Here is a 15,415-nt window from a genome sequence, read left to right as displayed (position 1 = left end):
ACTAAAAAGGCAACTTTCGTTGCCTTTTTGCTTTTATTTAGGCCACTTGCTGGCCTTCTTCTGCGCGTTGCGCCTCTTCCGCTTCCTGTTCCAGTAACTGTTTCTCGTACACTTTAAAGAACGGGTAGTAAATGATTGCGGAGATAACGGCGAGGATCACGACAAGCACGGCGGCACGGAAATCCCAGCCCAGCGCCCACGCCCCGCCAATAGGTGCAGGAGCGGTCCACGGAACGACAGAAATCACGCGTCCAATCAGATCCATTTTCATCGCCGCCCAGGCAATAATGGCGTTCACTAACGGCGCCAGAAGGAAAGGAATAAAGAACACCGGGTTCATGACAATCGGCGTACCGAAAATAACCGGCTCGTTAATATTGAACATACTGGGGACAATACTCAAACGGCCAATGGAGCGTAGATGCACCGAGCGGCTGCGCAGATAGCAGAACACCAGCCCCATGGTTGCACCGGAGCCCCCAATAACGATAAAGAATGTCCAGAAGGCCTCCATAAAGATGTGCGGTAACGGCGCCCCCTGCGCAAGTGCCGTCTGGTTCAGCCCCAGGTTAGTCAGCCAGAACATTTGCAGCATGCCAGACACAATCGCCGCTCCATGAATCCCGGCAAACCACAGTAAATGTCCGATTAGCACCGCCAGTAAAATCGCAGGCAGTGAATCCGCAGCCGACACCAGTGGCTTAAAGAGCGCCATAATGGCTTGCGGAATCAATACATTGAAATGTGACTGAATGAGGAGGCTCAGCGGATAGAGCGTCAACACAACCACCAGCACCGGAATCAACAGGTCAAATGAGTTTTTGATCATCGGCGGCACCTGATCCGGCAAGCGGATGCCGATATTGTGCGCCTTGAGGAAACGCATCATCTCCACACAGTACACGGCAACAAGAATGGCGGTAAAAATCCCGGTTCCCCCCAGGCTATCTACCGGTAATGTGCCGTTGGTTTTGGGGGCCGCAACCAGTAAAAAGGCCATCAGCGACAGCATGGCGCACATAAAGGGATCGAGCTGATGCGACTTCACATAATGCTTGCCCAGGTTATAGGCGATGGCCGCACAGATGTAGATAGACATAATGCCCATCGTCATGTCGAACGGCGTCAGGATACGCCCTTCATACTGCTTAGCCATATCGAGCCACGCACGGGCGAAGCCCCACGTCGTGTCAGGCGAAAACGGTGGATAGGCGAAGACCAGCAGGAAAGAACCGACTATCATAAACGGCATGGCCGAAATGAAACCATCACGGATGGCCATGACATGACGCTGGGAAGAAATCCGCCCGGCTATAGGGCTGACGTAGTTTTCGATGAAGCGAAAAATCACGTTAAACACTGCATGGTTGGCAGACATAGCGGCTCTCCTGTCAGTCTATATAATTCAGCGCAACAGCGAATGTTCTGCCGTGCAGCAATCCATTTTTAGGGTTTAAGACCATGCTGGCTAACGAACCAGCATTACAGCGAAGCAGGATACGTTTCATAGACGGCTCTTATTGATTATCGGGACAGAGGAAGTGACAAAATCAGTATTAACCCCGATGAAAAACACTGCAACCGGTTACTGAAACCGGTTTCCACGATTGTGAAGGTGATCGTGAAACGCGTGGTAACGGGATTGTTTTGACAAGATATTTACAGGGATCACAGGGTTGTGACAGATTATTGAAGGTTATGTTCAGGAGAAGAAAATGAGTTTGCAGTCTGTCAGGCAATTTTTTGCCGAACACGCCCCCGATATTGACATCATCGAGCTCAACCAAAGTACCGCAACCGTCGCACTGGCTGCTGCCGCCCATAATGTTGAACCCGGTCAGATAGCCAAAACGTTATCTCTCAAAATCAAAAACGACGTGGTGTTAGTTGTCGCAAAAGGCGATGCCCGCCTGGACAACAAAAAACTGAAGTCCACCTTCGGTGCGAAAGCGAGAATGCTCAGTAGTGATGAAGTGGTCACCCTTACCGGCCATCAGGTTGGCGGTGTCTGTCCGTTCGGGCTGGAAAACCCGTTGGCTGTTTATTGTGATGTTTCATTGAAACACTACGAGGAAGTACTCCCTGCTGCGGGTGCCATCCATAGCGCAGTGCGTATTTCCCCGGAGCGCATGGCGCAATTAACAGACGCAAAATGGATTGATGTTTGCGAGTAATCGCGACAGTGCCAGGCGAACCTGGCACTGAGTAAGCGGGTTATGCTAAGGATTGAGCCCCTTTCAATGCTGCTGCGGCAGGAACCCAGGTTAAAATATCTGCCGCATTCAGCAGCCCCACATCGGAATTCACGCCTAACTTAGCCATGGCGTTAAATTTATGCGCCCGGATGGTCTTAATGTTGCGCTCCAGATATACAGCGATCTCCGGCATCGACAAACCACGCGTCATACATTGCAAAATGGCGCGCTCAGTCGGGCTCAACGTGCGGTTTTGGCTGACATACCAGTGATTGACGACGTTCTCATTGACACGGCGGGTCTCCCCCAACAGGGTACAAATGTGCCCAAGTAAAATGGGTAATGAAGCTGATTTACTTAAAACGCCATGCAATCGTGAAGGTGAAAGACGGCTGACAAGGCGCGCTTCGCGGTCATCATCCGCCAGTACGATCCGCTGGATGCCAGGGTTTGTCAGTGACAGCGCATGTAAGCAAAGCAGACATTCCCGTCGGAGCTCTCGCATACTCGATAGCGAATAAATAACTGAAAAGAAAGGCGTCTTTTTCTGCGCTTCAACAAATGCTTTGTGACTGTTAAAAAAATGAAAGTGATATGATTTCATGACTGGCGATGCGAACAGATGGCGCAGGCCAGCCTCACTCATCATGCATCTCTCGATGACGGCAACATGCTTTTTCCCGGCACTGATTTCCATTCTGATTGCTCTCCATACGCCGACACAAGATTCAGCTCTTTAGCCCCCTGCGCACTATTAATCCATGCATACATTTCCGCATTACTCCGTAATGACAGCCGACGCATGGCACTGTTTTTTTGCGCACTAATCGTTTTATTGCTTTTTTTAAGTAGCATCGCAATTTGATTAATACCCCATCCTTTACCCAATAGACGGAATACCTTTCGCTCAGAAAGCGTTAATGACTCCAGTTTATTTACAGCCTCATCTGCGTCAAAGAAATCTGCTGATAATAAAGTCTGGCTAATTCTTTCTGCACTTTCATCACCAGCGCGAATAGCATTAATAACACCATCTACTGGTTCTCTGTCTGAAAGTAAGGTGCTACAAGGTCGCATCAGTAATTCAACGGCCATGGGATAAATCGTACGTGAAACAAAGAATATCCAATGGATATCAGTATATTGAGAAAGAAGGGAATAATATTGTTCACAGGCATTGCGCATCTGACGTTGCTCACCAGAAAGATCTGCGATGACCAGAGAGGCGCGGCGTAACTGTAATAGTGTTATCTCTTCTAAAGAGCGGCAAAAAGTTAATTCATATTCGGGGAAATGACGTTCCAGAATGTCCCCCAGCCCAACAGTCATTACGGGAATTTTACTGACAACTATCCCATATTTACAGCTTCTCGATAACATGTAACCTCCGCATCCATTCGCGAGCCTTATAAAATAAGTTATGTGAATATTTACTAATAACGCCAACCACCGTGTCAGCGGATACCACCCATTAATAAATATAAAATGAAAATATGACGAGAGTGTTTGTCAATATTCGGTTGTAACAATTAGTGATTATAAAAACAGCTTAATGGGGTGTCAATATATCTAACGGGCCAATAATGATACCTGATACGTACTCTTTAGAAGATAAAAAGAGAAACATAAATTAATTAATCACAAAATATATATTTATTGAAAATAAATACACCAGAAAAATGAATCTATCTTTTTATCTCTCATCTGGCATAGGTTTCCCTTCCCCTTTCTGAAAACGGCGCACAATCCTGCCAGCGAGCAGTAAAACCGCACCATTTTGTGATTTATTGCGCGAATCTTGATCTATCACCACGCCATACACAGGGCCTCCTGTGCTAAAAATTACCTTTTCGTGCCACGCCTTGTGGACCTTGTGCAACATTACCAGGGCTATCATGCAAGAAGACCAGTCATCACAACGCGCCATTACACGTTTGTGTATCCAATGCGGCCTTTTTTTATTGCAACACGGTGCGGAGAGCGCACTGGTAGATGAATTATCCACGCGCCTCGGACTGGCGCTGGGCATGGATAGCGTCGAAAGCTCTATCTCATCAAACGCCATTGTGCTGACCACCATTAAAGATGGCCAGTGCCTGACATCGACCCGAAAAAACAGCGATCGCGGCATCAATATGCATGTGGTGACTGAGGTTCAGCATATTGTCATCATGACAGAACATAAATTGCTGGACGCCAAAGATGTCGAAAAACGTTTTTCTCAGGTAAAACCCCTTCGTTACCCACGCTGGCTGGTCACGGTGATGGTCGGCCTGTCCTGCGCCTGTTTTTGTCGGCTTAACAATGGCGGCTGGGATGGCGCGTTTATCACGTTCTGCGCCAGCAGTATGGCGATGTACGTCCGACTGCTGCTGGCGAACCGTCATATGCACCCGCAAATCAATTTCTGCATCACAGCGTTCGTGGCGACCACCATTTCCGGGCTTATGCTCACGCTACCGGTTTTCCTGCATACGCCTACGGTCGCTATGGCTGCAAGTGTCTTATTGCTGGTCCCCGGCTTCCCGCTGATTAATTCCGTCGCAGATATGTTTAAAGGCCATATCAATACTGGCCTCGCACGCTGGGCTATCGCCAGTCTGTTAACACTCGCTACCTGTATTGGTGTCGTTTTGGCTATGACCATGTGGGGGCTACGCGGATGGATGTAATCTGGTTTTTGCTTAATCTGATACAAGACATGTTGCTGGCCGCCATTCCGGCCGTAGGCTTTGCAATGGTGTTTAACGTTCCGCATCGCGCCCTGCCCTGGTGCGCTCTGCTCGGCGCAATTGGTCACGGTACGCGCTTCGCCATGGTCTCCTGGGGCTTTAACATCGAGTGGTCGACATTTATCGCCTCGATGTTGGTCGGTAGTATTGGGATTCACTGGTCACGCTGGTATCTTGCGCATCCAAAAGTCTTTACGGTTGCCGCAGTAATCCCCATGTTTCCGGGGATATCAGCCTATACCGCAATGATCTCCGCCGTAAAGATCAGTCACCTCGGTTATAACGAAGACCTGATGATTCTTTTACTGACCAATTTTCTCAAAGCGTCGTCGATTGTCGGCGCGCTCTCAATCGGCCTGTCTATCCCCGGCCTGTGGATCTACCGCAAACGTCCGCGCGTGTGAAATTTGAGTTATTTCTTTGCCATGGTGATAATCCCCCGAACCGATTGTGACTGACGAGGAGCGGATGTGGAACACCATGGCATTTATTCACCGGACAGTTTTGACGATACCCGAGTGAAGGACAAAATTTTCCTCAGCGCGATTACACTGTTTGCGGAATATGGGCTTAATGGCGCCCGCATGGAGCAAATCGCTGAAAAAGCCGGCACCACAAAGCGCATGGTGGTGTACCACTATAAAACCAAAGAAAATCTGTATTTGCAGGTTATCGAGTATGTTTATGCCGCTATTCGCGCCAACGAAAAATCTCTCGAACTCGCCACCCTGCCGCCTGTCGAGGCGCTGGTACAGTTAGTAGAAAGTAGCTTCGATTACCACGCCGACCACCCCGATTTTATTCGCATCATCTGCATGGAGAACATGCAACGCGGCCGCTTCATTCAGCAATCGGCCTGGCTACGGGATGTCAACCTCAGCGCCCTGACGCTGCTGGAAGATATTTTGCGTCGTGGTCAGCAAAAGCAGCTATTCAACCAAAGTGTCTGCGCGCGCGACCTACATCGACTGATCAGTAGCTTTAGTTTTCATTACGTTGCCAATAGTTATTCGTTCTCCATGCTCTTCGAAGCGGATGAAGATCAACAGCAACAACGTCAGCATTATCGCCGGATGGCGGTACAAGTTGTACTGCGTTATATCTGCCCCTAAAAAATAACTTGCAATTAAATCGTGCGCTATCTATATTCAGAAACATGAAAACGAAATCAACTGAACCCGCGAATGCGCAGCTCGCGTTAGATAACCAGTTTTGTTTTGCGTTGTACTCAACAAACCTGGCGCTGCATAAGCTGTATCGGCAGTTACTGGCACCGATGAATCTGACCTATCCGCAATATCTGGTGATGCTGGTGTTGTGGGAACAAGATGACGTCACGGTGTCAGAGATTGGTGAACGCTTATTTCTGGATTCGGCAACACTTACCCCGCTGTTGAAGCGGCTGGAAAGCGCCGGGTTTATTATTCGCCAACGTTCCCGCCAGGATGAACGCCAGGTCGTCATTACCCTGAGCGAGGCAGGTCGGGAATTGCAACAACAGGCAAAAGCGATACCGAATGCGGTCATGTGCTCGTTCGATTGTGACCACAAGCATCTGATGGAGCTAAAACAGCAGCTCGAAGTATTGCGCCAACAGTTTCAGCAAGCATAAGCCCGCCTGTGGACGGTTTTATGCAACCATATATATAGTGTGCTATTTTATAGTAAACGACAATTATGAAAAGGAACCTGTTATGTCTTTAGAAAAAGTGATTTATACCGCCAAAGCCAAAGCCACCGGTGGCCGTGAAGGTCGCGCAACCTCTTCTGACGGCGTACTGGACGTCAAACTGGGTTTACCGAAAGAGATGGGTGGCGCAGGCGGTGAAGTCACCAACCCGGAGCAACTGTTTGCCGCAGGTTATTCAGCCTGCTTCCTGGGTGCGATGAAGTTCGTCTCTGGTCGCGACAAGATCGCAATTGCAAAAGACGCCTTTATCGAAGCAGAAGTGGGTATCGGTCCGCTACCGACCGGGTTTGGGATTGAGGTCAAACTCAATATCCACCTGGAAGGAATGGATGCCGCAGAGGCGAAGAAACTGGTCGATGCCGCCCATATTGTCTGCCCTTATTCTAACGCCACTCGTGGCAACGTCGATGTTACGTTAAACATCATCGCGTAATACTAAGCCGGACGGGCATTAGCCAAAGATCCGGCAGCCAGCACCATTGGGAAAACACACAGCCGGGGCAACCCGGCTTTTTCGTCTCTGCTCCCCCACGCCTCCACTGTGTTACTATGTGTCATTATGTCTGCGAAAATCTTCGCAGAATGTCTTTCTGTTATTGCCCTGTTTGAGAACGCGCTATGTCTTCCAGAATTCTGACTTCTACAGTTATCGGCATTGATGATTTTATGCGCGATCACGAAAGCGTTCTGGCGCGAACGGAAGGGGGCGCGGTCGCTGTTTTTGCCAATAACAGCCCTGCGTTTTACGCCATTACCCCCGAACGTCTGGCAGAATTGCTGGCGCTGGAGTCACGTCTGGCGCGTCCGGCCAGTGATATCACGCTGGATAACCAGTTCTATGAAGAGCCAGCCGCCGCACCGGTAAATGTTCCTATGGGGAAATTTGCCATGTATGCGGGCTGGCAGCCGGATGCGGATTTTCAACGCCTTGCGGCGCTATGGGGCATCGCCCTTGCCCACCCCGTTGCGCCGGAAGAGCTGGCGGCGTTTATTGCCTACTGGCAAGCCGAAGGGAAAGTGTTCCACCATGTGCAATGGCAGCAAAAACTGGCGCGAAGCCTCCAGATAAATCGCGCCAGTCAGGGCGGCACGGCGAAACGCGACATTAACGCGATTTCCCAGCCTGACAGCCAAATTCCACCAGGTTTTAGAGGATAACGATGAAAAACGTCGCTGAACTGATGAAACGTCTGCAACGGATGATGCCTGCCAATACTCAGCCCGCGTTTAAAAACGGCGAGGAACTTATGGCCTGGCAGAAGGAACAGGGTAAGATCCGCGCCGCCGCGATTGCCCGCGAAAATCGGGCGATGAAAATGCAGCGCACGTTTAATCGCTCAGGTATCCGTCCGCTTCACCAGAACTGCTCTTTCGATAATTACAAAGTGGAATGCGAAGGCCAGATGCGCGCACTGAGCCAGGCGCGGCAGTATGTGGCTGAGTTCGATGGAAATATTGCCAGCTTTATCTTCTCCGGCAAACCGGGTACCGGTAAAAACCACCTCGCGGCCGCTATCTGCAATGAACTGCTGCTGCACGGCAAATCCGTGTTGATTATCACGGTCGCTGACATCATGTCCGCCATGAAAGAGACATTTGGTAACCGCGATAACAGCGAAGAACAACTGCTTAACGATCTGAGCAGCGTGGATCTGCTGGTTATCGATGAGATCGGCATGCAAACCGAATCACGCTACGAAAAAGTGATCATTAATCAGATTGTCGATCGTCGATCTTCCTCAAAACGCCCGACAGGTATGCTCACCAACAGCAATCTGGAAGAGATGAACAAGCTCCTGGGCGAGCGTGTCATGGACAGGATGCGCCTGGGCAACAGTTTGTGGGTCATCTTTAACTGGGACAGCTACCGTAGCCGCGTCACCGGCAAAGAGTATTGAGAGTTTTCCACTCCTTAATCCTGACGCGGGCAGGTGTATAATGTGCGCTTTCAGGCCACCCCAGGATTACGCCATGTCCTTTGCTAAACACCTTCTCTGCGTCGCCTTCGCCGGCGGCGCATTTTTCACTCACGCCAGTTATGCCTCTTCCTGGCAGGACAGTCTTTCCAGCGCAGCCAGCCAGCTTAGCCAGCAGAGCGGTTCTGGCGGTCAGCAACAAGGTGGTATGTCCCTGTCTGCACTGACGGGCCTGCTCAACGGTGGCAACCAGTCACTCAGCTCAAGCACCATGAATAATGCAGCAGGCGTAATGTCTTACTGTGCCAAACATAAGCTCGCCTCACTGACTAACACGGATAACATTAAAAATCAGGTGTTGGATAAGCTTGGCCTGAATTCCCAGACAGAACAGCAGAAAGACACTAACTATCTTGAAGGCCTGCAGGGAATGTTAAACACCAAAAACGGCGAGCAGCTCAATCTGAACAATATTGGCAGCACGCCGCTGGCGGAGAAAGTGAAAACCAAAGCCTGTGACATTGTCCTGAAACAGGGCGTAAACTTCCTCTCCTGAGTTAAAAAACGTCGCGTTTGTCGCCCCACGGGCCCAGACGCGGCGCCTGCCTTTTACCTGCGTACCTTCCCTCTCCATACAGAAAGCGACAGCGGTCATACTTAAATCTTTCTAAACCAATTCCGAATAAATCTGTATAAAGATGACACTACAATTGCAGCTATGTTACATCGCAATTAAATTGTATCCCCAAAGGATTTATGCCAGCAGGATGCTGGTGTCGCAGAGGAATGACGGTTGTCCGAGTTACTTTCTATTGTTCTATTTCTCGCGTCCGTGGCGATTTACGCCTCTAAAGCGGGCCGTAATACCTGGTGGTTCACTGCAATATTGCTGGTGCTGGGTTTCTTTGTCCTGCTAAACATCACCCTCTACGCCAGTAACTACTTCACAGGCGATGGGATCAATGATGCGGTTATCTACACGCTGACCAATAGCCTCACGGGCGCGGGGGTGCGCAAATATCTGCTGCCCGGTGCAGTTCTGGTTCTCGCCCTGACGGCGGTTTTCGGCGCACTGGCCTGGATACTACGCCGTCGTCGCCACCGCCCTTATCACTTCGGTTACAGCCTGCTGGCACTGCTGATGGCACTGGCCTCCGTAGACGCCAGCCCGGCATTTCATCAGATTACTGAACTCGTAAAATCGCAGTCTCGTGAAGGCGATCCTGATTTCGCAGAATATTATCGCGAACCGGCGAAAAAGATCCCCAATCCAAAGCTGAACCTGGTCTATATCTACGGCGAGAGTCTGGAACGCACCTATTTCGATGATGAGGCGTTTCCCGGCCTGGCGCCTGAGCTGGGCGCATTAAAAGAAGAAGGTCTGGATTTCTCGCAAACGGAACAACTGCCCGGTACGGATTACACCATTGCCGGAATGGTCGCCTCTCAGTGCGGTATCCCCCTGTTTGCGCCGTTTGAAGGTAACGCATCTGCGTCCGTTTCCAGCTTTTTCCCGCAGAACACCTGCCTTGGCGATATCCTGAAAAACTCCGGCTACCAGAACTATTTTGTTCAGGGCGCAAACCTGCGCTTTGCCGGTAAAGATGTATTTCTTAAATCACATGGCTTTGACTATTTGGTCGGCGCAGAAGAGTTAAAAGGCGAAGTAAGCGATCCTAAATACCGCAATGACTGGGGTTTTTACGACGACACCGTGCTGGATGAAGTGTGGAAAAAGTACGAGGCGCTATCGCGTTCCGGTCAACGTTTCTCATTGTTTGCGTTAACTGTCGATACCCATCACCCGGACGGCTTTATCTCCCGAACCTGTAGCCGTAAAAGCTATAGCTATGACGGTAAACCAAACCAGTCGTTTAGCGCCGTAACCTGTAGCCAACAACATATTGCCGCGCTGATTAACAAAATCAAAGCCTCGCCCTGGTTTAAAGATACGGTCATTGTGGTCTCTTCCGATCATCTGGCCATGAACAACACCGCCTGGAAATACCTGAACAAAGAGGATCGTAAGAACCTGTTTTTCGTTCTGCGTGGCGATGAGCCACAGCAGGACACGCTGGCCGTGAAACGCAGCACCATGGATAACGGCGCTACGGTGCTGGACATTCTCGGTGGCGATAACTACCTCGGCCTTGGGCGCAGCAGCCTGTCCGGGCAGTCGCTTTCCGGCGAATTCCTGAATATGAAAGAGAAAATCGTCGCCTGGAAGCCCGATATCATTCGTCTGTGGAATTTCCCGAAGCAGATGAAAGATTTCACTATCGATCGCGATAAAAAGATGATTGCCTTCTCCGGCAGTAATTTCCGCCTTCCACTACTGGTACGTGTGTCATCAAAACGCATCGAACCTATCCCGGAAAGCGAATACTCTGCGCCGCTGCGTTTCCAGCTCGCCGATTTCGCCCCGCGCGATAACTTTGTCTGGGTTGATCAATGCTACAAGATGGCCCGCCTGTGGGCGCCGGAGCTGGTGCTTTCCACCGACTGGTGTGTATCGCAAGGGCAGCTTGGCGGTGAACAGAAAGTCCAGGCGGTCGACAAAGATCAGTGGAAAGGCAAAACCGCTTTCAAAGACACCGTCATCAGCACTGACCGTTACAAGCAAAATGTGGATATGCTCAAAATTGTAGATGACGATATCCGCTACAAAGCCGACAGCTTTGTCTTCAACGTCGCAGGCGCACCGGAGGAAGTGAAAAAATTCAGCGGCATTTCTCGCCCGGAAAGCTGGGGACGCTGGTCGAATGCGCAGCTCGGCAACGAAGTCGAAATTGAGTTTAATGACCCGCTGCCAGCATCCTTTGACCTGGTGATCACCGCAAAAGCCTATGGCGCAAACGCCAACCGCCCTATTCCGGTAAGAGTAGGCGATGAGGAACAAACGCTGATGCTGGGCAACGATGTTTCCACCACCACGTTGCGTTTCAACAACCCGACACGCAGTAATACGCTGGTAATTGTGCCGCCAGAACCCGAGTCGACCAATGAAGGGAATATTCTCGGCCACTCTCCACGTAAACTTGGTATCGGGATGGTGGAAATCAAAGTCATTGAATCCGCAGGATAAAAAAATGCGCCCGAAATACCCTGGGCGCTGAATAGCAATCGTTATTGCTGCCTGTCTTTGCAATCATTCCTCCGCTGGCGGATGAATACCCCGCGACAGCCTCTGTCTCAAGCCACAACACCTGAGTGCCGAAAGGCACTCAGAAATGAATAACCCCTTTGATCAATTCGCGGTTGTTAATCACCTGTTGTTCATAGATTTCTGCCAGCGCGTGAAACGCATAGCGGTGTGTCAGCATCATTTGTGCGGTGATCTTGCCTTCCGCCATCAAATGCCCGACTTTGGCAAAATCCTCCTCCGTCGCGTTACGGCTACCCATCATGGTGGTCTCTTTTTTGTGGAATTCCGGATCGGAAAACTGCAAATCCCCTTTAAATAGCCCCACAAAGGTGATGCTGCCGCCGTGGCGAATCAGGTTCACCGTGTTATTCATCGCCTGCTGATTACCCGTTGCATCAATGACTTTTTGCGCTAGCGAACCGCCAAAGGCGGCGCGCAAAAGGGCTTCAAAATCTGCCGAGGAAGGATCGAGGGTCACCAGACCCAGATGTTTTTCGACATGTGCACGGCGGGCCGCGCTGGTGTCGGCAACCAGCACCTGCGCGCCATCGGCGTTGGCAATAGCCGCCGCCCCCAGCCCGATTGGCCCCGCCCCCACAACCAGCACCTGTTCCCCTGGCTGGATCGCGGCACGGCGCACCGCATGGGCACTGATCGCATAAGGTTCAATCAATGCGGCGGCTTCCGGGTCGATGCCCTCGGCCACCAGCAGGTTTGCCACCGGCACGCTCAGGAACTCGCTAAAACCGCCATCCTGATGCACACCGATCACCGAGATGTTCTCACAGCAGTTGGTGCGCCCACTACGGCAGGCCGGGCATTTACGACAGGCAACGTAAGGAATAACCGCAACCTGCTGACCATTGTGCAAATGGTTTATATTTTTCCCCAGACCAACAATCTCGCCACATATTTCGTGGCCTAAAACACGTGGATAACTAAAAAAAGGCTGATTACCTGCCCAGGCATGAATATCCGTTCCACATATCCCTACTGTTTTTATTTTTATTAACGCTTCATTATCGCCAGGCATTGGAATTTCACGTTTTTTCCAAATCATTACTTTTGGTTCCTGGCATACCAGTGTATTCATTGTGGTCATTATTCATTCTCCCGTATTTCTTGTTGCTCCAGATATCAGGGAAAAGCAGAAACAAAACGAAACCGGCGTGCTGAATTGTGAAACTCAGCCCATAAAAATGTTTTAAATAGGTTTTTAATAATAAAAAACAGGAGACACGATGAGCCGTTCGCAAAACTTACGCCATAACGTAATTAACCAGGTGATTGATGATATGGCGCGTGGTCATATTCCATCCCCGCTGCCCACGCAAAACGCGCTGGCAGAAATGTATAACATCAGCCGCACAACCGTACGGCACCTGCTGTCGCATCTGTGTGAGTGCGGGGTTCTGGTCAAGTCCGAAGGCGCCTGGTGCATTATCCGCAAACCGACACAGGACGATGGCTTCAACTGCATCAGCGCGCCGCTGGCCGAGCAGAATCGTCTCTTTGAGCAAGCATTCTTCACCATGATTAACCAGCGCCAGCTGCGCGCAGGCGAATCTTTTTCCGAGCTACAACTGGCGCGTGCGGCAGGTGTCAGCCCGGTGGTGGTACGGGAATATTTGCTCAAATTTGGCCGTTATAATCTCATTGAGAATGAAAAACGCGGCCAGTGGAGCATGAAACAGTTCGACCAGCGCTACGCCGAACAGCTTTTTGAACTGCGGGAGATGCTGGAAACCCATGCCCTGCAGCATTTCCTGAATCTGCCCGCAGATGACCCTCGCTGGCTGAGTGCCAAAACGCTGCTCGAACGCCACCGTATGCTGCGCGATAGTATCGGCGATAGCTTTCGCATGTTTTCGCAACTGGATCGGGATTTTCACGCGTTATTACTTTCCGCTGCTGATAACATCTTTTTTAATCAATCACTTGAAATCATATCCGTTATCTTCCATTTTCATTATCAGTGGGATGAAAGTGACCTGAAACAGCGCAATATCATCGCCGTTGATGAACATATGACCATCCTCAGCGCCCTGCTTTGCCGCAGCGATCTTGATGCCACATGTGCGTTGCGCAACCATCTGCATACCGCTAAAGAATCCATGATCCGTTCTATTCAGCAATCCCTTGCCGCTCACTATTAAGTACCAATTAAAAACAGCAAATTTCAATCGGGAGCACGCTTCTGCTAAAAGGCAAAGAACTAAAAATAACACCGCTCCTATCCTTTGATTAAGTCGACTGAATTAACTGGATGTAAGTGAGTGGTGTCAGATTTATTAATCTGGCATCGGGATTGATATTTTCTCCTTCACTGATAAAGCGCGAAGAGAGATAAGTAACATTTTGGAGTCAGGCGTGGAAAAAAACGATATTACCCTCGACCCACGGACAACGTTTGATAAAACAACCGAAGCGGATATTCCTGTTCCGCCAGATGGTTTATTAAAACGTAGCGCCCGCATTAAGCGGATTCAAACCACAGCGATGCTTTTATTATTTTTTGCTGCGGTTATCAATTATCTCGACCGAAGCTCATTATCGGTCGCGAATTTAACCATTCGCCAGGAGTTAGGGCTAAGTGCAACCGAAATTGGCGCCCTGCTCTCCGTCTTTTCACTGGCTTATGGTATTGGACAGCTCCCGTGTGGCCCTCTGCTTGACCGCAAAGGTCCGCGTATCATGCTCGGCTTGGGCATGTTTTTCTGGTCGCTCTTCCAGGCGCTTTCCGGCATGGTGCACAGTTTTACTCAATTCGTACTGGTACGTATCGGCATGGGACTGGGTGAAGCGCCAATGAATCCGTGCGGCGTCAAAGTCATCAACGACTGGTTCAACATTAAAGAGCGTGGCCGCCCGATGGGCTTCTTTAACGCCGCATCGACCATTGGCGTCGCCATTAGCCCGCCCATTCTTGCCGCAATGATGCTAATGATTGGCTGGCGCGGCATGTTCATCGTGATTGGCGTGCTGGGGATTTTCCTCGCTATTGGCTGGTACATGCTCTATCGCAACCGCGAAGATTTGCAGCTAACCGGGGTTGAACAGGCCTATCTGAATGCCGGTAGTGTCAATGCCCGACGCGATCCGCTGAGTTTCGCTGAATGGCGCAGCCTGTTTCGTAACCGAACCATGTGGGGCATGATGCTTGGCTTTAGCGGTATCAACTACACCGCCTGGCTCTACCTTGCCTGGCTGCCTGGCTATCTGCAAACCTCTTACAATCTTGATTTGAAAAGTACCGGCATGATGGCCGCGATCCCCTTCCTGTTTGGCGCCGCCGGGATGCTGACCAACGGTTACGTCACCGACTGGCTGGTAAAGCGCGGCATGGCGCCGATCAAAAGCCGTAAAATCAGTATCATTACCGGGATGCTCTGCTCCGCCGCTTTTACTTTCGTCGTACCAGAGGCCACAACCTCCATGGCTGCCGTCTTGCTGATTGGCATGGCGCTGTTCTGCATCCACTTTGCGGGCACATCATGCTGGGGATTGATCCACGTCGCAGTGGCATCACGAATGACCGCCTCAGTAGGCAGTATCCAGAACTTCGCGAGCTTTATTTGCGCCTCATTTGCACCGATCGTCACCGGGTTTATCGTCGATACGACCCAGTCATTCCGTCTGGCGCTGATTATCTGCGGCTGCGTGACAGTCCTCGGCGCCATTGCTTATGTGGTGCTGGTTCGCCAACCGATCAGCGATCCGAAGCAAAACTGACGAAC

At 50.5% G+C, this 15,415-nt stretch carries 16 protein-coding genes; 12 read left to right on the top strand and 4 right to left on the bottom strand.

Features of this window, described 5'->3' with window-relative positions; all coding sequences use genetic code 11:
• Nucleotides 1-37: 37 nt before the first annotated feature.
• On the bottom strand, nt 38-1,378 hold the full coding sequence (locus tag IP582_RS03115) for a PTS sugar transporter subunit IIC (RefSeq protein ID WP_193795054.1): 1,341 nt from the start codon (nt 1,376-1,378) through the stop codon (nt 38-40).
• A 337-nt stretch (nt 1,379-1,715) separates the two neighbouring features.
• Between IP582_RS03115 and IP582_RS03110 the strand changes: the two genes are divergently transcribed.
• Entirely contained in the window at nt 1,716-2,174 is a 459-nt protein-coding gene (locus tag IP582_RS03110; RefSeq protein ID WP_193795053.1) for a YbaK/EbsC family protein, read from the top strand.
• 40 nt (nt 2,175-2,214) lie between these two features.
• Here IP582_RS03110 and bglJ read toward each other — a convergent pair whose 3' ends face one another.
• A complete protein-coding gene (gene bglJ, locus IP582_RS03105; RefSeq protein WP_193796174.1) occupies nt 2,215-2,841 on the bottom strand; it encodes a DNA-binding transcriptional activator BglJ in 627 nt (208 codons plus the stop codon).
• The gene (locus IP582_RS03100) at nt 2,841-3,575 is read right to left on the bottom strand and encodes a LuxR C-terminal-related transcriptional regulator (RefSeq protein ID WP_039078238.1); all 735 of its coding nucleotides are present in this window, start codon (nt 3,573-3,575) and stop codon (nt 2,841-2,843) included. The genes bglJ and IP582_RS03100 overlap by 1 nt, the downstream gene beginning before the upstream one ends.
• Before the next feature lie 515 nt (nt 3,576-4,090).
• Between IP582_RS03100 and IP582_RS03095 the strand changes: the two genes are divergently transcribed.
• From IP582_RS03095 to opgB, 9 genes are all read left to right on the top strand, one after another.
• Nucleotides 4,091-4,867, top strand: coding sequence for a threonine/serine exporter ThrE family protein (locus IP582_RS03095; protein WP_039078236.1), 777 nt, complete (start codon nt 4,091-4,093; stop codon nt 4,865-4,867).
• The gene (locus IP582_RS03090; protein ID WP_039078235.1) at nt 4,858-5,331 is read left to right on the top strand and encodes a threonine/serine exporter; all 474 of its coding nucleotides are present in this window, start codon (nt 4,858-4,860) and stop codon (nt 5,329-5,331) included. Before IP582_RS03095 ends, IP582_RS03090 begins: the two co-directional genes overlap by 10 nt.
• Nucleotides 5,332-5,397: 66 nt before the next feature.
• The gene (locus tag IP582_RS03085) at nt 5,398-6,039 is read left to right on the top strand and encodes a TetR family transcriptional regulator (RefSeq protein ID WP_071193580.1); all 642 of its coding nucleotides are present in this window, start codon (nt 5,398-5,400) and stop codon (nt 6,037-6,039) included.
• Between the two features lie 44 nt (nt 6,040-6,083).
• A complete protein-coding gene (locus IP582_RS03080; protein ID WP_039078234.1) occupies nt 6,084-6,539 on the top strand; it encodes a MarR family winged helix-turn-helix transcriptional regulator in 456 nt (151 codons plus the stop codon).
• Nucleotides 6,540-6,621: 82 nt separating this feature from the next.
• A complete protein-coding gene (locus tag IP582_RS03075; protein WP_039078233.1) occupies nt 6,622-7,050 on the top strand; it encodes an organic hydroperoxide resistance protein in 429 nt (142 codons plus the stop codon).
• Nucleotides 7,051-7,235: 185 nt separating this feature from the next.
• Complete coding sequence (dnaT, locus tag IP582_RS03070; RefSeq protein ID WP_193795052.1) at nt 7,236-7,775, top strand: primosomal protein DnaT; 540 nt, start codon at nt 7,236-7,238, stop codon at nt 7,773-7,775.
• A gap of 2 nt (nt 7,776-7,777) precedes the next feature.
• A complete protein-coding gene (dnaC, locus tag IP582_RS03065; RefSeq protein WP_047371948.1) occupies nt 7,778-8,515 on the top strand; it encodes a DNA replication protein DnaC in 738 nt (245 codons plus the stop codon).
• Nucleotides 8,516-8,588: 73 nt separating this feature from the next.
• Complete coding sequence (locus tag IP582_RS03060) at nt 8,589-9,089, top strand: DUF2501 domain-containing protein (protein WP_193795051.1); 501 nt, start codon at nt 8,589-8,591, stop codon at nt 9,087-9,089.
• A gap of 237 nt (nt 9,090-9,326) precedes the next feature.
• On the top strand, nt 9,327-11,618 hold the full coding sequence (gene opgB / locus IP582_RS03055) for a phosphatidylglycerol--membrane-oligosaccharide glycerophosphotransferase (protein WP_193795050.1): 2,292 nt from the start codon (nt 9,327-9,329) through the stop codon (nt 11,616-11,618).
• A gap of 139 nt (nt 11,619-11,757) precedes the next feature.
• On the opposite strand, the gene IP582_RS03050 is transcribed toward opgB, so the two are convergent.
• Nucleotides 11,758-12,780, bottom strand: coding sequence for a zinc-binding alcohol dehydrogenase family protein (locus IP582_RS03050; protein WP_193795049.1), 1,023 nt, complete (start codon nt 12,778-12,780; stop codon nt 11,758-11,760).
• 139 nt (nt 12,781-12,919) lie between these two features.
• Between IP582_RS03050 and IP582_RS03045 the strand changes: the two genes are divergently transcribed.
• Together IP582_RS03045 and IP582_RS03040 are read left to right on the top strand one after the other, a co-directional pair.
• Nucleotides 12,920-13,834: an FCD domain-containing protein gene (locus tag IP582_RS03045; protein WP_193795048.1), complete on the top strand. Its 915-nt coding sequence runs from the start codon at nt 12,920-12,922 to the stop codon at nt 13,832-13,834.
• A 214-nt stretch (nt 13,835-14,048) separates the two neighbouring features.
• On the top strand, nt 14,049-15,410 hold the full coding sequence (locus tag IP582_RS03040; RefSeq protein WP_039078226.1) for an MFS transporter: 1,362 nt from the start codon (nt 14,049-14,051) through the stop codon (nt 15,408-15,410).
• Nucleotides 15,411-15,415: the final 5 nt, after the last annotated feature.

The organism is Citrobacter sp. BDA59-3 (assembly GCF_015167655.1).
Taxonomy (GTDB): domain Bacteria; phylum Pseudomonadota; class Gammaproteobacteria; order Enterobacterales; family Enterobacteriaceae; genus Phytobacter; species Phytobacter diazotrophicus.
The sequence above is the reverse complement of the archived record's forward strand: the minus strand, read 5'-3'. Positions and strand labels throughout refer to the sequence as shown.